Genomic DNA, 21,006 nt, shown 5'->3' with positions numbered 1-21,006 from the left:
GTCCCTATCTGCCGTGGGCGTTGGAAGATTGAAGGGGGCTGCTCCTAGTACGAGAGGACCGGAGTGGACGAACCTCTGGTGTTCGGGTTGTCACGCCAGTGGCATTGCCCGGTAGCTAAGTTCGGAATCGATAAGCGCTGAAAGCATCTAAGCGCGAAGCGAGCCCTGAGATGAGTCTTCCCTGGCACTTTAAGTGCCCTTAAGGGTTGTTCAAGACTAGAACGTTGATAGGCAGGGTGTGTAAGTGCTGCGAGGCATTGAGCTAACCTGTACTAATTGCCCGTGAGGCTTAACCATACAACACCCAAGGGGTTTTGATTGGACTCAATATAAGAACATTGAATGCGTGTTTGAACTTTTATAATCAGTTTTCCGAATTTTAGAATTTGCTTGGCGACCATAGCGTTGCGGACCCACCTGATTCCATGCCGAACTCAGAAGTGAAACGCAGTAGCGCCGATGGTAGTGTGGGGTTTCCCCATGTGAGAGTAGGACATCGCCAGGCTTTAAATATCGTTACTTGTTCAAGCAGGTAACAACATCATCAGTGCACTAATCTGACGATGAAGATTTACGGAGAGATGGCTGAGTGGTCGAAAGCACCGGTCTTGAAAACCGGCAAGGGTTTGTAGCCCTTCTAGGGTTCAAATCCCTATCTCTCCGCCACATTAGAAAGCCCAAGTCGAAAGACTTGGGCTTTTTTCTATTTGGAAGAAAATAATCTGTACTCTTTATTACTACTCCTAGCCAAATATCGACATATGTTTATCGAGCCCCTATCTAACGATAGGGGCTTTTTCATATCGGTTATTAGAATATGTATTACCGTTAACCAATGACATTAGCTATGTTGGCATAGTCGCGAGTAAACACTTCCTCTAGTGACACCAAGCGTACTCTGTGTGATGAAGTAGTTGATCTATGCTCAACTCTTACGATAGATATATAAAAAGCTAGGCATAATTTAGGCGAGGCATGAAGGGTATCTACGCTTAGGAAGAAAGTAGCGGGTAATAAAAATGCCATTGAACAATCAATGGCATTGGAAAGGATAGGTATCTTCTTAGGAATAGTTTTTAGCCTAAGTGTCCTAATACATTAATGTTTTTGTCTTCTGGGATCTCATTGTATGAAAGCACGACTAAGCCTTTCGCAAAGGTTCTAGCGTAGCGAGATAGTAATGGCCTTAGCTGAGGAGCAACAAGTAAAACCGGTTTGAATCCATTTTGCTTTAACTGTTCACGAATATTAGGCATGTTTTGCTGAAGTTGCGCTAATAAATTAGGCTCGACTGGGAAGCTATCTAAGGCAACGGCGCCTGTTTGTTGAGCTTTGGTGAGAGCTGTCATGAGCATTTTCTCTAGAGCATCACTGAGCGTGAAGATATTAAAGTCATTGCTATTGCCAAGCAGAGTACTGGTCAGCGTTCGCTTCAATCCACATCGCACATCTGAAGCAATTAGAATCGGATCTTTAGTGACCTCACTGCTTTCAAGCATGATGGCAGCAATATTAACCATGTCTTTAATTGGCACTTGATCAACAAGCAGTTGGCGATAAACCCGCATTTGCTGTTGATGGGTTAATTGTGTTGATAATGCTTCAGCAAGTTTAGGTGAATGCTGCGATAACCGCTCCATGACTCGTTCTACATCATCATGACCGAATAGCTCTGAAGTATGCTCTTTAACTATTTTACTTAAGTGTGTTGCGATAACTGTAGCGCCGTCAACAACAGAGTAGCCAAGGTTCAGTGCTTGTGGTTTATTGGTCGGTTCAATCCATACTGCATCTAAGTTGTACGCGGGGTCTTTTCCAAGAACGCCATCAAGTTGCCCGTATACTTCCCCGACAGCTAACGCCATCAGACGTTCAGGATCGATTTCACCTTTACCTAAAACCTCACCATAGAGAGAGAGAGTGTATTGCGTTGGTTTTAGCTTGAGGTTATCTCGAATCGCAATTTCAGGGATTAAAAATCCAGCTTGTTCAGTAATGGTTTTACGAACGCCTCGAACTCTTAATGCTAATGGTTCCCCTTGGTTTTTATCCACTAAATTAACCAGTCGGTAGCCAAGTTCAAGTGACAAGGCATGTACTGCGGGAACATCTCCCCAAGTCAGTGTTGGGGTATTGTCTTGGGCAATGGCTTCTGCAACAGCCTCGGCTTGTTCTAATGGCTCGGGATTGAGGGTTTGCTTCGCTTGACGCCATGCCGCAAAGGCAAGTAGTGCGGCAAAACTGAAAAAGGCCAGATGTGGCATTCCTGGAACTATACCAATCACGAACATAACACCAGAAGCGGTTGCTAAGGTGGTTGGTGAGGCCAGCATTTGTTCTTGAACATCATCAGATAGCTCGCCAGAATCACTGACACGAGTAACAATGATTGCTGCTGCTACTGCCAATAATAACGAAGGAATTTGAGCAACAAGGCCATCACCTATGGTAAGTAATGCAAATCGTTGGAATGCTTCAGCTGCGCTTAGATCGTGCTGAACCATACCAATAGTGACACCACCCAAGATATTGATGATCAGAATCATCATTGCCGCTATTGCATCGCCTCGGACAAACTTGGACGCACCATCCATTGAACCATAGAAGTCAGCTTCTCGCGCTATCTCTCGACGACGTGACTTAGCTTGCTCTTGATCGATCAAACCTGCATTCAGGTCAGCATCAATCGCCATCTGTTTACCGGGTAGTGAGTCTAAGGTAAAACGCGCTGACACTTCAGATATACGTTCTCCACCTTTGGTGATTACGACAAAGTTAATGATCATTAATATGACGAATACAACGATACCGACGAAGTAGTTACCGCCGATCACCACGTTACCAAAGGCTTGAATAACCTTACCAGCAGCGTCACCGCCATTGTGACCTTCAAGCAGAACGATACGTGTTGAAGCTACATTCAATGTCAGTCGCATTAAGGTTGCGACTAATAAAATGGTTGGGAAAACACTAAACTCAAGTGGTCGTTTACTCGATACCGCAACTAAAAGTACGATGACGGCAAGGACGATATTAAAAATAAACAGAGCATCAAGAAGAAACGGCGGCAATGGCAATATCACCATTGCGAGCACGGTCAGCAATAAGATTGGAATACCAAAATAATTGCTCTTAATTGCAGGGAATAGCATGTTTAACTTTTCTTTCATAAGTGATTACTCAATATTTTTGCGACATAGCATCGCCTAATCAGGTGTTATGTCGCATCAGTCGTGACGCAGTTCGTTAGGTATAATTAAAGTTGGTAATGGTGTTGGCTGAACTTGTTTGGTTTGCTTGTACTCTTTAAGCTGCATGACATAAGTCAGTACATGAGCGATAGCAACAAATAGCGGGCCCGGTACCTCTTGGTCAATGCGAGTATTGAAGTACACCGCACGTGTTAGCGGTGGTAGACAGAGAACTTCGATATCATTATTTTTAGCAATTGTTTGAATTCTTAGAGCCATCTCATCCTCACCTTTTGCAACAACAAATGGTGCACCCGCCCTAGCTAGGTCGTATTTAATTGCCACGGCATAGTGAGTAGGGTTAGTAATGACAACATCCGCTCCAGGTACCGAATTATCGATGCGGCGTTGTGACATCTGTTGCTGAAGTTGCTTAATTTTCTGCTTAATTTCAGGCCGCCCTTCGGTATTCTTATGCTCCTCTTTCACTTCCTGTTTTGTCATCTTGAGCTGCTTAATATGGTTCCATAGCTGATAAGGCATATCGAGAAGGCCGATGAAGAGAACGACAAAACCAAAACAAATTATCGCCAAAATTAAATGGTTTAGAGTGAGAGCCACACCTTGCTCCAAAGGTGCACGCTGAGCAGAAATCAGTGAGAGCAAATTCGTGCTGAGTAGCAGATACATAACGCCGCCTATCAGCACGACTTTCAAAATAGATTTCACAAGCTCAACTAAAGATTTAATAGAAAACAGTCGTTTAAACCCTTCGATAGGACTTATTTTACTTAGCTTTGGTTTGATAAGTTTAAGAGACATGACCCAGCCACCTGGGATCATCGAGCTTAAAATAGTCACTAAAATGAGTACGGCAGCCATTGGAAGAAACAGACCGCCAAGCAGTTGAACGCTTTCTCCTAGCTTTCTCAACATCACATCGGGTTGGCGGATATCATCATAGCTAAGCTGGTAGTTAATGGTGAACAGCTTTACGGCTTGTTCACCTAAGTACGCCCCATAGGCCCACAAAAATAACGCAATGGCGATAAACAACACGCCAACGACGAACTCTTTGGAACGGGCTGCTTGCCCTTCACCTTTGGCTTTCTTTAACTTCTGATGACTGGGTTTTTCACTTTTATCCTGACTGGTTTGATTCTCTGCCATGTTAATTGCCCCCCATTAATTTCATATCAGACAATATTTGATGGGTAAGCTCGGCGTAGATGCTTGGCAGGCCAGAAAGAGAAAGTAAAACAGCACATAGCCCTAGAATCATCGACATTGGAAAACCAAGGGCAAAAACGTTCAGTGATGGTGCCGCGCGGTTCATTACACCAAAGGTTAAGTTAACCGTAAGCATTGCCGCGATGGTTGGTAGAGCAATCGACACTGCAGCGGTCATCATCCAGCTAAACAGGCCAATAAAATAACGTAGGGATGTTTCGCTAATCCCACTTCCAACAGGGAAGCGGTCAAAACTTTGCACAATGATGTCGAGGGCAACTAAGTGTCCATCTAAAGAGAGAAACATCAAAGTGGTGAACATCAAGAAGTAGTTACCAATGAGGGCAACAGTAATACCATTGGCAGGATCATTCATCATCGCCATACCAAGGCCCATCTGCATCGAAATTATTTGCCCCACCATCGCCATGGCAGCAAATAGAAAGTGGAGACTGATACCCAGTAGTGTGCCAATCGCGATCTGCTCAAGGGCGATCGCGACAGCGTGAACTGAGATAGGATCTACGGCTGGCATTGGCGGTAACAGTGGCGCAGCAATGAATGAGATTATAAGCGCCAATAATATTCGGGCCCGATTGGGCATGAAGGCATTACCAAAAAATGGCATGGCCATAAAAGCGGCAGAAAAACGAAAGAACGGCCACCAAAGTTGACCGATAATTGAAGTGATTTCCGCGAAAGTAAGATTGACCATTGAGACTAACTGACAATCATTGGAATGGTATAAAACAGGTTATTGAAAAAATCTGAGATGTTTCTCAGCAACCAACCTCCGGCAAAAATCAGCATCAATAAGGTTGTGATAAGCCTAGGTAAGAAACTCATCGTCTGTTCATTGATTTGTGTGGTCGCTTGGAAAATCGCCACAACTAAACCAACCAAAAGGCTTGGGCCAATTAAGACCACCACCATAGTGATGATCATATATATCGCATCGGCATACAGATTTGCAGTTACGGCGCTGTTCATCACAATCCCCCGAAACTGGCACTTAAGCTGCCAACCGTCATGGCCCAACCATCCACCATAACAAAGACCATCAACTTAAATGGTAATGAGATAATCAATGGTGAAAGCATCATCATACCCATTGCCATCAGAACACTGGCGACAACAATATCAATGATTAAAAACGGGATGAACAACATAAATCCAATTTGGAATGCGGTTTTGAGTTCACTGATAACGAACGCAGGCATCAGTACCGCAAAGCTTATCTCTTCTGGCTCTAAATCAAGAGGGTCTCCGGCAATTCGTAGCATCTGTTCAAGCGAATTTTCGTAGGTTTGACTGAGCATGAATTGACGAACTGGCTGTTCAGCAACAGCAAACGCTTGCTGCAAGGTGATCTCACCCGCCTCATATGGCTTGTAAGCATCTTCAAAAATAGGTGTCCAAACAGGTTTCATCAGAAGCATTGTCATAGTGAGTGCTATGCCAATTAAAATACGGTTTGGTGGGCTTTGTTGTAGACCAAGAGCTTGACGCAAAATAGCCAATACAATGATGATCCGAGTAAAGCTAGTCATCATCATGAGCATGGCAGGTAAAAAGCTCAATGCCGTCATTAAAATCAGGATTTGAACTTTTACTGAGTACTCTTCACTGCTCCCACCATCAGAGACAGTAAGAAAAGGAATGCCTTGATCAGCCAAAGCTATATTGGAAAAAACCAACATAGCAATGACAATAAAAACACGAGTTAACATAGATACGTGCTTAGTTAGTAACGTCATTTAGCGCATCTTCTGCAATATCAGTGATGCGTAAACCATACTTATCATTGATAACCACGACCTCTGCATGACCCAGTAAGTGACCGTTTACTTTCACGTCCAGTGGTTCGCCATTTAGCTTATCCAATTCAATAACTGAGTTAGGACCCACTTGCATTAGCTCACCTAAAGTCACCGCAGTGCTCGCGACTTCGAGGGTCACAGTTACAGGAATTTGGCGGAAGAAGCTAAGCTCTCTTTCTGCCATTTGTGGCGGAGGCTCGACTTGCTCCTGTGGAGCGTTAAAAATATCTGCCACCTCAGCATCAAAGTTGAGGTCATCTTCAAGCATTAGGTCTAATGTTTCGTCGTTCATTTTTGAAAGTTCTCTGATGGGTTGATGTGATCTGTAATTTGCAGTACCAAATGATTGTTCTGTTCTGTTACTCGAGCTTTGAATAGTTTTTGAGCGCCGGAGCTAACTTCAACCAACTCTTTGATATCTGCTGAAATAATGTCACCAACTTTGAGCTTGGAGACTTGATTTAGTGAGATTCTTTGACTGGCCAAAATAGCGTTCAGCTGAACAGGCACTTGCTGTAACTGTTTGCTACGTCGTTCTTCAATCTCTAGTGGATCTCGTATCACGGAAGCCGTTGGCTGACCTAAGTGAATCAACAGGTGATCGTCAAGTTGCATGCTTAGCTGACCAATACTTTCACCAATTGTGATATTGAAAACCACATGTAGTGTTGTTGTATCTAGAGGAGAGTGCGGTGTGACTGTTTGCCATTCTGAGCTCAGTTGATTAAGAACCGTTGCCCCAAGCCTTGCTTGAACTCGTTTCTCACTAGAATTCAATGGTGGATGGATAGTCGCATCTTTATGGACAAAGCTTGGTGCTCCACCATAAAACGCATCCGCGATCTGAGTAATCAAATCACCACTGACAACAATCATACTCATGCCGTGATTACGATTATGAGAAAAGTAGATAGGCTCATGATGGATTGGCGGTATCGACTGCATTTCAATGCTAATCTCCGCAATTTTTACGACCGTATCATTTCTTCGAGTCATACTGTTGATGGTTAGTTTTAACTGCTCTTCCGATTTATTAAGTAATGGAATTAAGTTTTGTCTAGCCATGTTTAATGGTCGGCCTAATGTTCTTGTGTCTATATTATGCACAATAATATTGTCCGATTCTTTTTTAAGTTTTGCGTTATCTGTCTTTATATTATTTTTCATATTTTAATCTAGGTTAGCTCGTGATCTAGCCATGGCTAGAAAGTTAATATATATGAAAGTTATCTCTTTAATATATTTGTTAATAATGTCTAAACTTTTTGAACGGATTAATTAAGCATTAATCCTAATTAAAATAGTAATGATTTATCAATATAAGTGAACCAAGATCCCAAATTGATTTTTTGAGCCTTTCGTCATGGAAATGTTAACTAACTGTCTGAAATTGTGAAGCTTAGCGGTATTGCTGTTTTATTTTGTGTCTCAGTGTTACAGGATATTAATGGGTAGATTATGTTTTAGTCTGCAAAACAACCTTGTTGTGATCTTAATGCAATCATATGCAATGAATAAGTATATATTTATAGTAATTTACCACCTCACTAAATAGCATGATTCGTGTTTTAAATAAGTCGTTACCTGATGGTTATATTAATTAATTAATGACATTTTTATTAATAAATCTAATTTGGCATGTAGATCACATTCCAAATTATTAGGTGAAATAAAAGTTTAACTTTTCGTTGTTAATTGTCGTTTGTTCGAGCCTATTTGATTTTTGCTTAATGGAGTGAGTGATAGCTATGAAAGTGATAAATGTGGTGATGTTGATTACGATGGGGTGTTTACCTTTATCTGCTATCGCTAAATCAATTCAGAAACCACTCGATCAAGTCCAATGGCACTTTAGTGGCGATCGTTTCCATTGTCAGATGAAAACCCCATTGGAATTTGATGGTGATGCAACGGTTATTGTTCGTTCAGGCAAGCAGCCTTACCTAACCCTCAGTACCTTTCAACGACCTTACTTTGTCGACAGCACTTGGCTCAACGTGAACGATGAGCCATGGAAAGAAAACAGTAACAGCCAGCCGTGGATAGAAGGTCGAACCCGTGGGACGCAACAAATCATTTTTGAAGATGGGCGTAAAATTAAAAGTTTGCTGAATAAAATGGAAAAAGGCGCATGGGCGCAAGTTTCAGCTCAGTATAGCCAGCATCAGCAAGTGAAAACCTGGGATCTGCCGTCTGTTAACTTCTCTCACAGTTTACAAGAAATGAAAGTTTGCATGACGAATCTGCTGCCGATGGATTACCCACAAGCAAAAGACAATTTGTTCCATTTCCCACTGGGTTCAAGCGAACTGTCGCTTCAGCAGAAACTCAATATCGCCGATGTTGCGAGTTACATTCATTACGATTCCTCCATCACCACTATTTTGCTGGATGGTCATACTGACAACAGTGGCAACTCACTCAATAACCTCGGTTTGGCCCGTGAGCGTGCGAAAGCGGTCATGGCAGAGTTCAAAAAAGTCGGTGTCGATACTAAGAAGATTCAATTAAGAGCACACGGGCATCGTTATCCCTTGAAGGCCAACAATAGCGAGGCCAACCGTGAACTTAATCGACGTGTTCAAGTTCGTATTGTGCGTAATGACAAAAGTGGGAGTGATCAGGCGTGAATCGAATAACTGCTACAGAAGTCATCGTTGCTCATAACGATGTGCAGCAATTAGAAAAGACGCAAGTGATGTTACAAGAGTCAGGCTATCGCTGCCGAGTCGTTAGCACCGGCTTTGATGCGTTAATTCATCTTAATGCATCACCGGAATCGGTATTGATTGTTTCTTCAGAGTTGCCCGATATGTCCTTAATTGAGGTGGTGGAAAAGTCCAAACACCTTAATCCTTATTCTGCGCTGATCGCTATCGTTGATTATCAACAGCATGATTTAGCAAGCCGTGCCATGCGTGCAGGTGCGTCAGACTATTTGCTGACGCCTTACCAACCAATGCAGTTAGTTGAATTACTTCAGCGAGTGAATACTGTGCGTTCCTCTTCGCCAAATTTAATTGCCTCAAGTTGGCGTAGTCAGCAAGTACTGCAATTGGCACATCGCGCTGCAAAAACAGATGCGACAGTGTTAATTACTGGCGAGTCTGGAACAGGTAAAGAAGTGCTTGCTCAATACGTACACCAGCATTCACATCGAAGTGAAGGGCCATTTGTCGCGATTAACTGCGCAGCCATCCCAGAAACGATGTTAGAGGCGGTGTTATTTGGCCACGTTAAAGGCGCCTTTACCGGTGCAACAGCGGCTCAAGCGGGTAAGTTTGAAGAAGCCAATGGCGGAACCTTACTGCTCGATGAGATTGGTGAAATCCCATTAGCGGTGCAAGCGAAGCTATTGCGTGTTCTTCAAGAGCGAGAAGTTGAGCGTTTGGGTAGCCATAAGTCAATTGCTCTGGACGTTCGAATTATTGCGGCTACTAATGTGAATTTACAAGAGGCCGTGAGCCAACGTCTGTTCCGACAAGACTTGTACTATCGTCTTGATGTGTTGCCACTTCAATGGCCACCACTTCGTGAGCGTAAAGAGGATGTTCTTCCTCTTGCTAAGCACTTTATCGCCAAATACAACCAGGGTTGTACTGAAACCTGCCGTTTATCCGCAGAAGCGGAAAATAGCTTGTTGGCTTATGACTGGGTAGGAAATATTCGAGAGCTAGAAAACACCATTCAACGAGCCTTGGTGATGCGTCATTCTACGTGGATTACACCACAGGATTTGATGCTGCCAGTGAATGACTCAATGACGGTAGCACTTAGTGAACACTCGGATAATTCAATCAACCAGCCGACTCAGGTTTGTTACCAAAGTGGCCTAAAAGACAGTAAGAAAAAAGCAGAAAATCAGTTCATTTTAGACACATTAGCGAAATTTAATGGACGTCGAAACTTAACCGCAGACGCACTCGGTATTACGACTCGTGCTCTGCGCTACAAGATTGCCGCCATGCGAGAGCAGGGCATCAACGTTGATGCAGTTTCGCATTATTCTCATTCAGCCGCTTAGGCTATTAGCCGCGTAAATTATTAGAGAGCAGTTTATGTCAAACCCTCCTTCGGTAATGCAACAGGACATGATGCAACGAATGGCATCAATGCGCGATCATGCCCACCAAGGCATCAGTGTGATACCGAATCAACAAACGATTCAAAGTGACAATTTCCAAAGTGCGATGCACCAAGCGGTGCGACGCGTTGATAACCATCAACAACACGCGAGTCAAATGACGGCTGATGTAGATGCAGGACGCTCTGATGATTTGGTTGGCGCCATGGTTGCCAGTCAAAAAGCCAGTATTTCTTTTCAAGCACTGACACAAGTACGCAATAAGTTAATGGCTGCGTATGACGATGTACTGAAGATGCCATTGTAGTGAGAATCAAATGAGTACAACAATTGTAGAAAACCAGCCAAGCTCCGAGTCACCTAAGTGGCAACAATGGCGAGATACGGCTAAAGAACAGATCGGAAAACACAGTAAAGTTGCGCAGATCACAGCGCTTACGGTACTGATTTCGTTGTTTATCGTCGTAATTTTATGGAGTCATACTAGCCCTTATAAGGCGTTGTATGGTGAGAATGAGCGCTACGACAGTGCAGAAATTTTAGAGGTTTTAAGCCAAGCGAAAATTTCTCATCAAATTGATCGTGTTACGGGCCAAATCCTAGTCCCAGAAAACAAACTAGCTGATGCTCGTATCACCTTAGCTGCGCATGGTGTATCGGCGAAGTTACCGCCAGGTTTGGATATTTTAGATAAAGCGACCGGGCTTGGTACCAGTCAATTTATTGAAAGTGCTCGCTATCGCCAAGGGTTAGAAGGCGAACTTGCTCGAACTATTCTTGCCATTAACTCGGTCAATCATGCTCGCGTCCATTTAGCCATTCCAAATCGAACTCTGTTTGTGGGCATTAACGAAGAGAAGCCGTCTGCAGCGGTTATGTTAGATCTGCTGCCGGGTAAAGAATTAAGCCCTTCGCAAGTTGAGGCGATTGTAAACCTAGTCAGTGGCAGTATTTCAGGTATGCCAGTGGAAGGTGTCTCTGTGATTGACCAGTTTGGCAATCTGCTCAGTGCTGATTTGAAAAACGGCAATAACGGTCGTTTAAGTGTACAGAATCATGAAATGCAGCAGCGCATCGAGCGAGATATTGTTCGCCGAGCAGGCGACATGTTAGCGCCTTTACTTGGTGTCGGTAATTTCCGAGTTCAAGTGGCGGCAACGCTTAACTTTGACCAAGTCGAAGAGACGCATGAGTCAATCGACAGCGACCCTGTGGTACGTACTGAGTTTAATAAACAGGACAATACGTCAGGTCAGCTAGCGCTGGGTATTCCGGGTTCACTGAGTAATCAAGCTCCAGCAGGGGAAGATGCGACTAATGAATCTCGTAATGAACGCGCTGAAAGCACCCGTCATTATGATGTAGGACGTAAGGTTCGACACACGCGCCAAGCACAAGGCTCCGTGGATCATCTTTCTGTCTCAGTACTAATTAACGATGCAACCAATGAGCAAGGCTGGCAACCTGAGCAGCTTGAACAAGTTGCTCAAATGATAAAGGATTCAGTGGGATATATGGATGAACGTGGTGATCAATTTAGCTTGCATGCCTTTAATTTTGCACAAGCACCTGTCGTAGTCACTGAGCCTTTACCGTGGTGGCAACAAGCGCAGAACCTAATGCTGATTCAATACACTATTTACGGACTGATTGCGCTGAGTTTTATTTTGTTTGTGTTACGCCCATTAGTGAATGCACTTAAAACATCGACTCAAGCGTCATCGGGTCTGGCGTCAGCTGGTGGTGCTCAATCAGCACTAGGCTCACAAGCCAGTAATGAGGCGATTGAAGCTCCAAATACCGCAGATGAACTGGGAAGTATCGGTAGTCATATTGATAACGAACAAGATCTTGCTGATGCCTTACTGAATTCGGTTCAATTTGGCGGAGCAGCAGAGTCTGGAAGTACACTCGCGACCGACCTCTACGATCTTCCTCCATCAGGCTCGAACCTTGAAGTTCAGGTTGAACATTTACAAAAGCTCACTGATGCAGAATCAGAACGTGTCGCGGATGTGGTTAAAAAATGGGTGAGCAACAATGAGTCTTAATAATATGTCTTTTCCAGATGAAGTTTTACTCGATCCCGTAGAGCAAGCAGCCATTTTGTTGCTGAGTATGGGTGAAGATTCTGCAGCGAAAGTCATGGGACATATGTCTCGTGATGAGCTCCTTAAAGTGAGCCATGCCATGGCGCATCAATCAGCGATTCGCAGCATTGAAGCTCAATACGTATTGCAGTGTTTTTTCAATGAATTCAGAGCTCAATCTGGGATCAGTGGTGCATCACGTACCTTCTTACAACGCACGCTAGATAAAGCGCTTGGTGGTCGACTAGCTCGTAGCTTACTCGATAGCATTTACGGCGATGAAGTCCGAACTATTATGCAGCGCTTACAGTGGATTCAGCCTAATCAGTTGGCGCGTTTCTTAAGCCATGAACATATTCAAATGCGAGCGTTGTTCATTGCCTTTTTGCCTGCAGACATCGCTTCCGCAACCTTGGTTGAGTATGACAAAGAGACACAGCACGATTTGCTGTACCGCATTGCCAACTTAACCGAAGTGAACAAAGAGGTGGCTCAAGAGCTGAAAGATCTCGTTGAACGTTGTATCGAGTACTTGGCAGAAAACTCAAGCTCGGTTGTAGAAGGTGAGCAGCAGGCGGCTGATATCATCAACCGTTACCAAGGTGACCAAGCCGGTCTCATGCAGGCCTTGGGTGATCAAGACCATGAGTTGGTTGATCGCCTGAAAAATAAAATGTACGAATTTGGTGTGCTTACTCGTCAATCGGAAGCGGTTCGTACGAGAATCATTGAAGAGATCCCAGTTGAAACACTGGCTCTGGCTCTTAAAGGTGCAGATACACAAACACGTAAATCTATTTTGGCTATTTTACCTCGTCGTATGCGTCAGTCGTTTGAGTCTGAAATCGCAATGTTGGGCAAAGTGTCCGTCAGCCAAGTGAAGAAAGCGCGTGATGAAATCATGGATTATGTTCGCGATCTCAATGAAACAGGTCAAATTAATCTACAACTTTATCAAGAGAAAACGGTGGAATAACGATGTTTAGACGAAATCGAGTGATGCGCCTAGCGCCTCATGAATATCGAAGCCATCGCTTTCCTCCTTTGGTTGATTCAGCTCAGCTGGCGGCATCGGTTACCTCTCCAGTTGAGCAAGCTGCGCCTGTCGATGAGTTTGGTTTTGACGACTTTGATATGGCCGTTGATCTCGACCGAGAGTTTAGCTTTGAGCTAGATGGCGACTCTCCTCTGATGGATCAGGAAGCGGATACTGCGATTGGAAACGAACCTTCTGGCAGTGGCGATATTCAAGAGCAATACAGCCAAGGTTTTCAGCTTGGCATGACCAAAGGTTATGACGAAGGTCTGCAAGAAGGCATTGAAAAAGGTCAGCTGCAAGGCTTTGAACAGGGGCTAGTTAAAGGTCAGCAGCAGGGCATTGAGCAGGGTATCTCTGAAGGTAAAAAAGAGTTCCTTATTGCCAGTGTTCCGTTTGCAAGCATGAGTGAGAAAGTCGAGCGCCTGTTTGCAGAGCAAGAACGTCGTCAACGAGAGTTAGTGTGTGAATTGGTGCAAAAGGTTGCTCAGCAGGTCATTCGCTGTGAATTAGCCCTGCAACCACAACAAATATTAGCCCTTGTCGAAGAGACACTTGAAACTCTACCGAGTGAGCCGCAAGGAATCAAAGTTCTGATGGCTCAAGAAGAGTTCGCTCAGATTGAGAAAGTAGCCAGTGAGAAAATTACAGAGTGGAATATCGTCTGTGATCCGAGCTTACGCCAAGGTGATTGCCGTATTATCACTAAAACAGCAGAAGCAGACGCCGGATGTGAATTGCGTTTAGAAACATGCATGAATTCAGTTAAAGAGCATCTGCTTGATGAAGCTAACAGTGTCGATGTGAAGCTGCCAAAAGCCTCTGTTGACGCAGCGCACGCTTATCAAGCTGAACTCGAGCCACAAGTATGAATAACGGCATCGATCAACGACTGCAAGACGCGATGGCCTCGTTAGGGGCTGTCCCTATTGCAAAAGTTACGGGACGCTTGGTTAAAGTCACTGGATTGATGCTTGAAGCGGTTGGCTGTCGTTTATTGACGGGGCAGCGTTGCCTAGTTGAAACGGGCAGTGGGGAAAAAATCGAAGCTCAAACGGTAGGTTTTCATCACGATGTCGCCTACTTAATGCCGATTCGGCCTGCTACTGGGCTTTTTTCAGGGGCGCGAGTTTGGCCTATTGAAGGGGAGTCTCAACTAAAAATTAGTGATCAGTGGCTTGGCCGCGTGGTTGATGGCATGGGAGAACCTATTGATGGCTTAGCTGACTTTCGTGGCGGTGAAACGATTTGCCTGCAAGGTAAAAGCGTTAACCCAATGTCTCGCCAACCCATTCGTGATCCCTTAGATGTTGGGGTTCGAGCCATCAACAGCATGTTGACCATTGGTAAAGGTCAGCGGATGGGGTTATTTGCTGGCAGTGGCGTAGGTAAGAGTGTGCTGCTTGGCATGATAACCCGTCAAACAGAAGCAGACATCGTTGTGGTTGGGCTTATTGGTGAGCGAGGGCGAGAGGTTAAAGAGTTTATTGATCATGCTCTGGGCCCCGAAGGATTAGCGCGAGCGATTGTGATTGCCTCTCCTGCTGATGAATCACCGTTAATGCGTCTTAGAGCGTCACAGTTATGCCACCGAGTCGCAGAGCATTACCGTGACCAAGGTAAAGATGTTCTATTACTGATGGATTCACTGACACGTTTCGCCATGGCACAACGAGAAATTGGTCTTGCTCTGGGTGAGCCTCCAGCAACCAAAGGGTATCCGCCATCCGTGTTCAGTATGTTACCTCAGCTTGTTGAACGTGCAGGGAACAGCTCTAATCCAAACGGCAGCATGAGCGCGATTTATACGGTATTAACCGAAGGTGATGATCAGCAAGATCCGATAGCGGATAGCGCCCGAGCTATCTTAGATGGACACATTGTCCTTAGCCGTCAACTGGCTGAAACAGGGCATTACCCTGCGATTGATATTGCTCAATCCATCTCGCGTACGATGCCGCTGGTGGTAAGTAAAGAGCAAGTCCAAGACATCATGCAATTTAAGCAGTGCTACGGTCGCTATCAAGAGGTCAAAGAGTTGATACCGCTAGGCGGCTATCAGCCTGGTAATGACCCGTTGATGGACACCGCTGTTCGTGTTTATCCGAATCTAATGAATTTCCTACAGCAGTCACAAGAAGAGGCTTCCTCACTTGATGACTCGACCTTGCAGTTAAAAACATTGATTGAAGAGGTAAGTAATGGCTAGATCCTTTGGTTCATCAAGACTGAATAATTCATTAACAGCGAATGGCTCGCCAAGACAAACAGGTTCAACAAAAGGATCTGGATTGGCGAAATTTCGTGATATTAATCAAGACCAATTAGAACGTTTGAGCCAGCAACTTCAAAAGCAGCAAAGCCAAAGTGAACAGCACCAAAGCCATGTGAACCAGTTGATGGAAATATATGACTCGGTTCAGGTCAATGGTGGAGAGAGCGCAATGGCGTGGTGTAATCGCGATCAACTGCGAGGAAACTTGCAACATTTGCAGTCTCTTCAGCAACAGCAACTCGCCCTAGCAAAAGCAGAACACAGACGTATCCAGCAGCATGTACTCAATCAAAACATCAAAGTGAAGTCGTTAGACACCGTTCTAGAGAAACGTCGTAGAGAAGCTCTACAGAAAGAGAGCCGTATCGAGCAAGCGATGAATGATGAGATTGGGGCACAGCGTTATACGATTAACAAGTTGAATGCGAGCCGACAAGCGATCAATAAATAACAGCGATTAGAAATTAATTACGTAGAAATAAGCGTTTAGACTTCGGTTTAAGCGCTTTTTTATGAGCGTATTTTTATGAACGTAAGTTTGGACTGCTAGCGCAAGGTTTTGAGGGGTGTTTAATCGGTAGAGGGGGATAAGCGAAAGCGGGAATCGTGGCTTTCGCTGATGTTAATGAGCGCTATTGTTTTTTTGAAAGCTATTGATATTGAAAACTATTGTTATTAAGAGCTATTCAGGCGAATAGAGCTGAGAATCGTTTTTTTGTGTTAAGCGACTTAAGATACTTTGCTGCATGTCGAGCAGAGCGTTATTGCGTTCGTTCTGCGCTTTACATTGTTCGATTAGACGATGTAAATCATTCCAATCAGCCGCCAATGGTTTAGCCAGCTTATTCGGCAGTGCTGCGACGAGTTTAGCCACGCCACTGGCATCTGCTGAAACACCGATCTGAATGAGTAATTGAGAGCGGTGTTGGGCACGAGTTTCTAAATAGCTTAGAAAACTCTTATGCTTACCTGAAATCTGAGAGAGTTTTTCTGTCTCTCTTTTTGTAAGCAACTTATGTTGAACCACCATCAATTCAAAAAGCCGCTGATAATCATTCAGGTCGGCTTTAACCTCGACAATAAACTGCTTAATTGCGGTTGAACGAGAGGTATTGATTGGCGTCACACTCATAATGGGTTTTCTCAGTCGCGTTGATGGGTTGTTTTGATTGCACCAGCCAACTCATCAAGGTCGATATTATAATCACCCTTTAATAATTGAGCGCGAATTTCATTCACACGAGCCAAGTCAACTTCAGGAAGCTGATGTAATTCTTGTTGCAGCGACTCCAACGTACGCGCTTCTTGGCTAACCTTTTGCTCAAGCGTCGTTTCTTTGTTCGTTTTTACGTCGCCCACTTTGCTTTCTGTCTGAGTAGAAGGCTTTACAGTTTGGTTGAAAACGGTGTGATTACCGTTGTTGCCAATATTAATCATCGGGCATTCCTTGAGTCTGGTTCTGTTATCTTTTTAAAACGACCGCCTTTTTCATTCTCTTAAAGCAAACTAGGCGTCTATTTGAAATTAAATGAAGCGATATTTTCAAAAAAGCGTGTGTACTTTTCCACTCTCGATCACCACGGCTCGAATCGTCTTTCCTGAGCTGTTATTTCGCACTCTAATCTGTTGTTGTAAGTAGCCACTATCGAGGGCGGTTCCTAGCATAGATGTGGAAAAGTTGTCACCAACGGCTTCAATCATGAGGCTATCACCTTTATTAATGATGTAAGGGTGACTGACTCGTTCTGGTGAGAGTAACTGACCACTACGCACCTGTCTTAATGCCCGTTGACCAATGACCGTATTTGGATGAGAAATGAAATCACGATTTATAGTGGCTAAGTTGGTGGGCTTAGTGAATAAATCGTCACTGACTAGCAAGGTGTCTTTGGCAACGGTGCGGCTGACATAGATCATTGGGACGACCAAGTCGACCGTTGCTTGAGCGTTTACAGACCAATCTTTGCTACCTTGGCATTGAACATTAAAGCGCAATCGACCTGCAGGATATAGCCTGTTGTCACGACGTGTAATCTCAAGCGGTTGAGAGCACGATGTGAGTCGGTGGCTTCCCTTAGGGAGCGTAATCGTGACACTTTTAGAGCTAGCTTGCCATCTGTTTTGGACAATGACTTGGCTTAACAGTTGTTCAATATGTTGGTTCAACACTCGTTGAATTTCAGGGTTATCTCTTGTCGATATTGTATCTTTAGCGTGCACAGAAAATGCCGTTACTAGGCTAACAAATACCACACTCCATTGCGCTCTATTCATCACTGTTGTCACTTTTCATTAGGCACTTCCTCTTCTTAATTCTTTACTTCCCATGAGCGGAAATGACTCTTCCTATTTTAAATGCTTAGTTGATTAAATCCTTTAAAAACAATCGGTTAATTATTGGCACGTATCTTGTTATATACAGCCACTAACCACCGTATTTGTTTGCAAGGAAAATCAAATGGGAATCAGTTTTGACAAAGCACTTGGCGTTCATACCCACACGTTAGAACTTCGTGCAGAACGCTCAAAAGTTATCGCAGGAAACTTGGCAAATGTCGATACCCCTGGCTTCAAAGCACGTGATTTTGACTTCCAAAATGCGATTTCACAAGTGGAACATCGTCTGCAGCAAGGGCAATCATCATCTCAAACGAGGCTTCACCCTCAAGAGCTGATGTATCGCAATCCATACAACAACTCAATCGATGGCAACACGGTTGAATTAGGAGTTGAGCAAGCACAGTTTGCACAAAATTCTGTGGATTTTGAAACCAGCTTAACTTTCTTGAACATGAAATTTAAAGGGCTATCGACAGCCATTATGGGGCAGTAATCGTTATGTCATTTGGTGATATTTATCAGATAGCGGGGTCGTCTATGACCGCGCAAACCACACGTTTGAACACAATCGCAAGTAACCTTGCTAACGCCAACTCTGGAGCGACAACCGAAGCGGATACTTACCGTGCTCGTAAACCTGTTTTCGCTACTGTGTATCAGCAAAATCAACAGCAGCTGTTCAGCGACAACATGGCGTCAGCCGGTGCGCGTGTACAGGTTCTTGATGTGGTGAATACCGAAGGTGAGCTTGATCGCCGCTATGAGCCGGGCAACCCGATATCAGATGAAGAAGGGTACGTTTACTACCCGAACGTCGACGTGGTGCATGAAATGGCCGACATGATGTCAGCGTCACGCAGCTTTGAAACAAGTGTCGATGTTCTGACACGTACTCGCAGCATGCAGCAAGGGCTGCTTAAACTGGGTCAGTAATGGCTTTAATTTTAACCATACAGTCTTGGTACTAAAGGAATTCTTATGAGCTTAGCCGGAGTAATGTCGAGTGATTCAGGGACCCAGCAAACCAGTGATGGTCAGATTGCTGGTAACGGTGGACAGGATAATACCTTTCTCACCTTGATGATCGCTCAGATTCAAACCCAAACTCCACTTGATCCGCTCGACACGACTCAGTTTATGACTCAGTTAGCGCAGATGACGCAAGTGGAAACCATGCAAGGCATGAGTAATACCATCTCAAATCAGATGGTGTTGCTGGATAATATTCAAGTGTTGACTACCGCAGGCATGGTTGGTCAAGACGTTCGCGTATCAACCGATACGATTGAACTTGATGGCACTAAACATTCAGGTGTTATTGACCTGTCGACGTCTGTTGAAGATCTGAAAATCGAGATTAAAGATGACGCTGGCAAAGTGGTTCATACCATCGAGCTTGGCTCAAACAGTGAAGGCGAAGTGGCCTTCAATATTGATCCAAAATCATTAGGTCTAAAAGATGGTCAGTACGACCTTAATGTTGTGACCGATGATTCCAACTACACGCCTGAGCTAATGCTATCTGGCACGATTGAGAAGATGCGCATTCCACCTGGTGGCGGATCTCCTGAGTTTCTTATTGGTGGTGTGGGCTACGTGCCTTTCTTCCATGTTACTCAATACGGCGACAAAGCAGGTGGTGGCGATGACACCCCGACTATTTCTCCTTTCAACCTACTGGCACGTGGATAGCGATTTTGCCTGTAATTTTAGACACCCCATTTAATATTTAGGAAGAGTAAAAATGAGTTTTAATATTGCAATGAGTGGCTTGAACACCACTTCACAAGAGCTAAACACAATCAGTAACAACATTGCGAACGTATCTACAGTTGGCTTTAAGTCATCTCGTGCTGAATTTGCTGCGGTTATGAATGGCGGAATGGGCGGCGGTGTAGAGATGTCGAACGTTTCACAAAGCTTCAACGGCTCGAACATGTCGATGACTGGACGCCCAACCGATCTTGCGATTGGCGGCAATGGTTTCTTCGTATTAGAAGCGCCAGACGGTTCTACTTCTTACTCACGTGCGGGTATGTTCAACCAAGATAAAGACAATTTTATTGTGAATAACTCGGGTCACCGTTTGCAAGGCTACAGTGCCGATTCATTTGGCAACGTACAAACGGGTTCAGTAACGGATCTTCAAGTGAAAACCGGTTCAGTGCCTGCTCAAGCGACCAGCCGCGTCGATTTTGCTAGCAACTTTGATGCGGGCGCAACAGACATCGATACCGTAAACAACCCCTTTGACCCTGAAGACAGCGATAGCTACAACTCGTCGTACACCACAACGGTTTATGACTCACTGGGCAACGAGCACACGTTAACTCAGTACTTTGTTAAAACTGGCGAGAACGAGTGGGATGTTCATTACTGCATGAACGGTGAAGACTTAGCTTCGCCAACCTCAGTGGAATTTGATACCGACGGTAACCTAACCGATCCAACGGGTGATATTGCGATTGCTTATGATCCTCAAAATGGCGCATCAGCAATGGCATTCGACCTTTCTATGACAGGGACAACGCAATACGGCAGTGACTTTGCAGTATCGACAAACCGTTCAGATGGTCACACAGCAGGTGAGCTTACGGGTATCACGATTGATGAAGATGGTTACCTATTTGCTAACTACAGCAACGGTGAGCAGATGATTCAAGGCCAAGTGATTTTGGCTGACTTCCCGAATAACGGTGGCTTAGTTCAAATGGGTAATACCGGTTGGGCGGCAACGCAAGCGTCTGGTCAGCCACTAACCGGCGCACCGGGCACAGGAACATTGGGTGCGTTGAGCACGGGTTACCTAGAAGAGTCAAACGTTGACCTAACGGGTGAGCTAGTCGGTCTAATGACGGCTCAACGTAACTACCAAGCGAATGCTCAATCTCTATCGACTCAGCAGCAGCTGACTCAAGTCCTATTTAACATGTAAGGCTG

At 44.5% G+C, this 21,006-nt stretch carries 22 protein-coding genes, 1 tRNA gene and 2 rRNA genes; 15 read left to right on the top strand and 10 right to left on the bottom strand.

What is annotated here, in order from left to right; genetic code table 11:
* From L4C54_RS21095 to L4C54_RS21085, 3 genes are all read left to right on the top strand, one after another.
* A 23S ribosomal RNA gene (locus tag L4C54_RS21095) occupies positions 1-297 on the top strand; the annotation flags it as partial.
* 92 nt (positions 298-389) lie between these two features.
* Positions 390-505: ribosomal RNA gene (gene rrf, locus L4C54_RS21090) — 5S ribosomal RNA — on the top strand.
* A gap of 70 nt (positions 506-575) precedes the next feature.
* Positions 576-666, top strand: a tRNA-Ser gene (locus tag L4C54_RS21085).
* A 410-nt stretch (positions 667-1,076) separates the two neighbouring features.
* Here the strand turns inward: L4C54_RS21085 and flhA are convergent.
* From flhA to L4C54_RS21050, 7 genes are read right to left on the bottom strand one after another with little or no spacing between them, the layout of a single operon-like run.
* The gene (gene flhA, locus L4C54_RS21080; RefSeq protein ID WP_428809681.1) at positions 1,077-3,170 is read right to left on the bottom strand and encodes a flagellar biosynthesis protein FlhA; all 2,094 of its coding nucleotides are present in this window, start codon (positions 3,168-3,170) and stop codon (positions 1,077-1,079) included.
* A 57-nt stretch (positions 3,171-3,227) separates the two neighbouring features.
* On the bottom strand, positions 3,228-4,361 hold the full coding sequence (gene flhB / locus L4C54_RS21075; RefSeq protein ID WP_428809680.1) for a flagellar biosynthesis protein FlhB: 1,134 nt from the start codon (positions 4,359-4,361) through the stop codon (positions 3,228-3,230).
* A gap of 1 nt (position 4,362) precedes the next feature.
* On the bottom strand, positions 4,363-5,136 hold the full coding sequence (gene fliR, locus L4C54_RS21070; RefSeq protein ID WP_428802876.1) for a flagellar biosynthetic protein FliR: 774 nt from the start codon (positions 5,134-5,136) through the stop codon (positions 4,363-4,365).
* A gap of 5 nt (positions 5,137-5,141) precedes the next feature.
* Positions 5,142-5,411: a flagellar biosynthesis protein FliQ gene (fliQ, locus tag L4C54_RS21065; protein ID WP_428809679.1), complete on the bottom strand. Its 270-nt coding sequence runs from the start codon at positions 5,409-5,411 to the stop codon at positions 5,142-5,144.
* Positions 5,411-6,121, bottom strand: a complete 711-nt coding sequence (gene fliP / locus L4C54_RS21060) for a flagellar type III secretion system pore protein FliP (protein WP_428802896.1) — start codon at positions 6,119-6,121, stop codon at positions 5,411-5,413. Before fliP ends, fliQ begins: the two co-directional genes overlap by 1 nt.
* Positions 6,122-6,161: 40 nt before the next feature.
* On the bottom strand, positions 6,162-6,533 hold the full coding sequence (gene fliN / locus L4C54_RS21055) for a flagellar motor switch protein FliN (protein ID WP_428809678.1): 372 nt from the start codon (positions 6,531-6,533) through the stop codon (positions 6,162-6,164).
* Entirely contained in the window at positions 6,530-7,408 is an 879-nt protein-coding gene (locus tag L4C54_RS21050) for a FliM/FliN family flagellar motor switch protein (protein WP_428809677.1), read from the bottom strand. The genes fliN and L4C54_RS21050 overlap by 4 nt, the downstream gene beginning before the upstream one ends.
* Positions 7,409-7,989: 581 nt before the next feature.
* Here L4C54_RS21050 and L4C54_RS21045 point away from each other — a divergent pair.
* Genes L4C54_RS21045 through L4C54_RS21010 form a run of 8 tightly spaced genes read left to right on the top strand, consistent with a single transcriptional unit; the run spans position 7,990 to position 16,177 of the window.
* Positions 7,990-8,871, top strand: coding sequence for a MotY family protein (locus L4C54_RS21045; protein ID WP_428809676.1), 882 nt, complete (start codon positions 7,990-7,992; stop codon positions 8,869-8,871).
* Between the two features lie 5 nt (positions 8,872-8,876).
* Positions 8,877-10,265 (top strand): sigma-54-dependent transcriptional regulator, encoded by a 1,389-nt coding sequence (locus tag L4C54_RS21040; RefSeq protein WP_428809693.1) that lies wholly within the window; start codon positions 8,877-8,879, stop codon positions 10,263-10,265.
* A 34-nt stretch (positions 10,266-10,299) separates the two neighbouring features.
* The gene (fliE, locus tag L4C54_RS21035) at positions 10,300-10,632 is read left to right on the top strand and encodes a flagellar hook-basal body complex protein FliE (protein ID WP_428802870.1); all 333 of its coding nucleotides are present in this window, start codon (positions 10,300-10,302) and stop codon (positions 10,630-10,632) included.
* A 10-nt stretch (positions 10,633-10,642) separates the two neighbouring features.
* Complete coding sequence (gene fliF, locus L4C54_RS21030; RefSeq protein ID WP_428809675.1) at positions 10,643-12,376, top strand: flagellar basal-body MS-ring/collar protein FliF; 1,734 nt, start codon at positions 10,643-10,645, stop codon at positions 12,374-12,376.
* Positions 12,366-13,391 carry a FliG C-terminal domain-containing protein gene (locus tag L4C54_RS21025; RefSeq protein WP_428809674.1) on the top strand — a complete coding sequence of 342 codons (1,026 nt, stop codon included), beginning with the start codon at positions 12,366-12,368 and terminating at the stop codon, positions 13,389-13,391. The genes fliF and L4C54_RS21025 overlap by 11 nt, the downstream gene beginning before the upstream one ends.
* Before the next feature lie 2 nt (positions 13,392-13,393).
* Positions 13,394-14,323, top strand: coding sequence for a flagellar assembly protein FliH (gene fliH, locus L4C54_RS21020; RefSeq protein ID WP_428809673.1), 930 nt, complete (start codon positions 13,394-13,396; stop codon positions 14,321-14,323).
* The gene (fliI, locus tag L4C54_RS21015; protein WP_428809672.1) at positions 14,320-15,660 is read left to right on the top strand and encodes a flagellar protein export ATPase FliI; all 1,341 of its coding nucleotides are present in this window, start codon (positions 14,320-14,322) and stop codon (positions 15,658-15,660) included. Before fliH ends, fliI begins: the two co-directional genes overlap by 4 nt.
* A complete protein-coding gene (locus L4C54_RS21010; protein ID WP_428809671.1) occupies positions 15,653-16,177 on the top strand; it encodes a flagellar export protein FliJ in 525 nt (174 codons plus the stop codon). Before fliI ends, L4C54_RS21010 begins: the two co-directional genes overlap by 8 nt.
* Positions 16,178-16,408: 231 nt before the next feature.
* Here L4C54_RS21010 and flgN read toward each other — a convergent pair whose 3' ends face one another.
* From flgN to flgA, 3 genes are all read right to left on the bottom strand, one after another.
* On the bottom strand, positions 16,409-16,858 hold the full coding sequence (gene flgN, locus L4C54_RS21005) for a flagellar export chaperone FlgN (protein ID WP_428809670.1): 450 nt from the start codon (positions 16,856-16,858) through the stop codon (positions 16,409-16,411).
* A gap of 11 nt (positions 16,859-16,869) precedes the next feature.
* Entirely contained in the window at positions 16,870-17,163 is a 294-nt protein-coding gene (gene flgM / locus L4C54_RS21000) for a flagellar biosynthesis anti-sigma factor FlgM (RefSeq protein ID WP_428809669.1), read from the bottom strand.
* 105 nt (positions 17,164-17,268) lie between these two features.
* Positions 17,269-18,000, bottom strand: coding sequence for a flagellar basal body P-ring formation chaperone FlgA (gene flgA, locus L4C54_RS20995; protein ID WP_428809668.1), 732 nt, complete (start codon positions 17,998-18,000; stop codon positions 17,269-17,271).
* Positions 18,001-18,184: 184 nt separating this feature from the next.
* On the opposite strand from flgA, the gene flgB reads away from it, so the two are divergent.
* Genes flgB through flgE form a run of 4 tightly spaced genes read left to right on the top strand, consistent with a single transcriptional unit; the run spans position 18,185 to position 21,001 of the window.
* Positions 18,185-18,559, top strand: a complete 375-nt coding sequence (gene flgB, locus L4C54_RS20990; protein WP_428809667.1) for a flagellar basal body rod protein FlgB — start codon at positions 18,185-18,187, stop codon at positions 18,557-18,559.
* Positions 18,560-18,564: 5 nt separating this feature from the next.
* Positions 18,565-18,999: a flagellar basal body rod protein FlgC gene (gene flgC / locus L4C54_RS20985; protein WP_428809666.1), complete on the top strand. Its 435-nt coding sequence runs from the start codon at positions 18,565-18,567 to the stop codon at positions 18,997-18,999.
* A 45-nt stretch (positions 19,000-19,044) separates the two neighbouring features.
* Positions 19,045-19,758: a flagellar hook capping FlgD N-terminal domain-containing protein gene (locus L4C54_RS20980; RefSeq protein WP_428809665.1), complete on the top strand. Its 714-nt coding sequence runs from the start codon at positions 19,045-19,047 to the stop codon at positions 19,756-19,758.
* A gap of 52 nt (positions 19,759-19,810) precedes the next feature.
* Positions 19,811-21,001, top strand: coding sequence for a flagellar hook protein FlgE (flgE, locus tag L4C54_RS20975; RefSeq protein WP_428809664.1), 1,191 nt, complete (start codon positions 19,811-19,813; stop codon positions 20,999-21,001).
* Positions 21,002-21,006: the final 5 nt, after the last annotated feature.

The organism is Vibrio lamellibrachiae (genome assembly GCF_050337265.1).
Classification (GTDB): Bacteria; Pseudomonadota; Gammaproteobacteria; order Enterobacterales; family Vibrionaceae; genus Vibrio; species Vibrio kyushuensis.
This window is presented reverse-complemented; position numbering and strand designations above follow the sequence as displayed.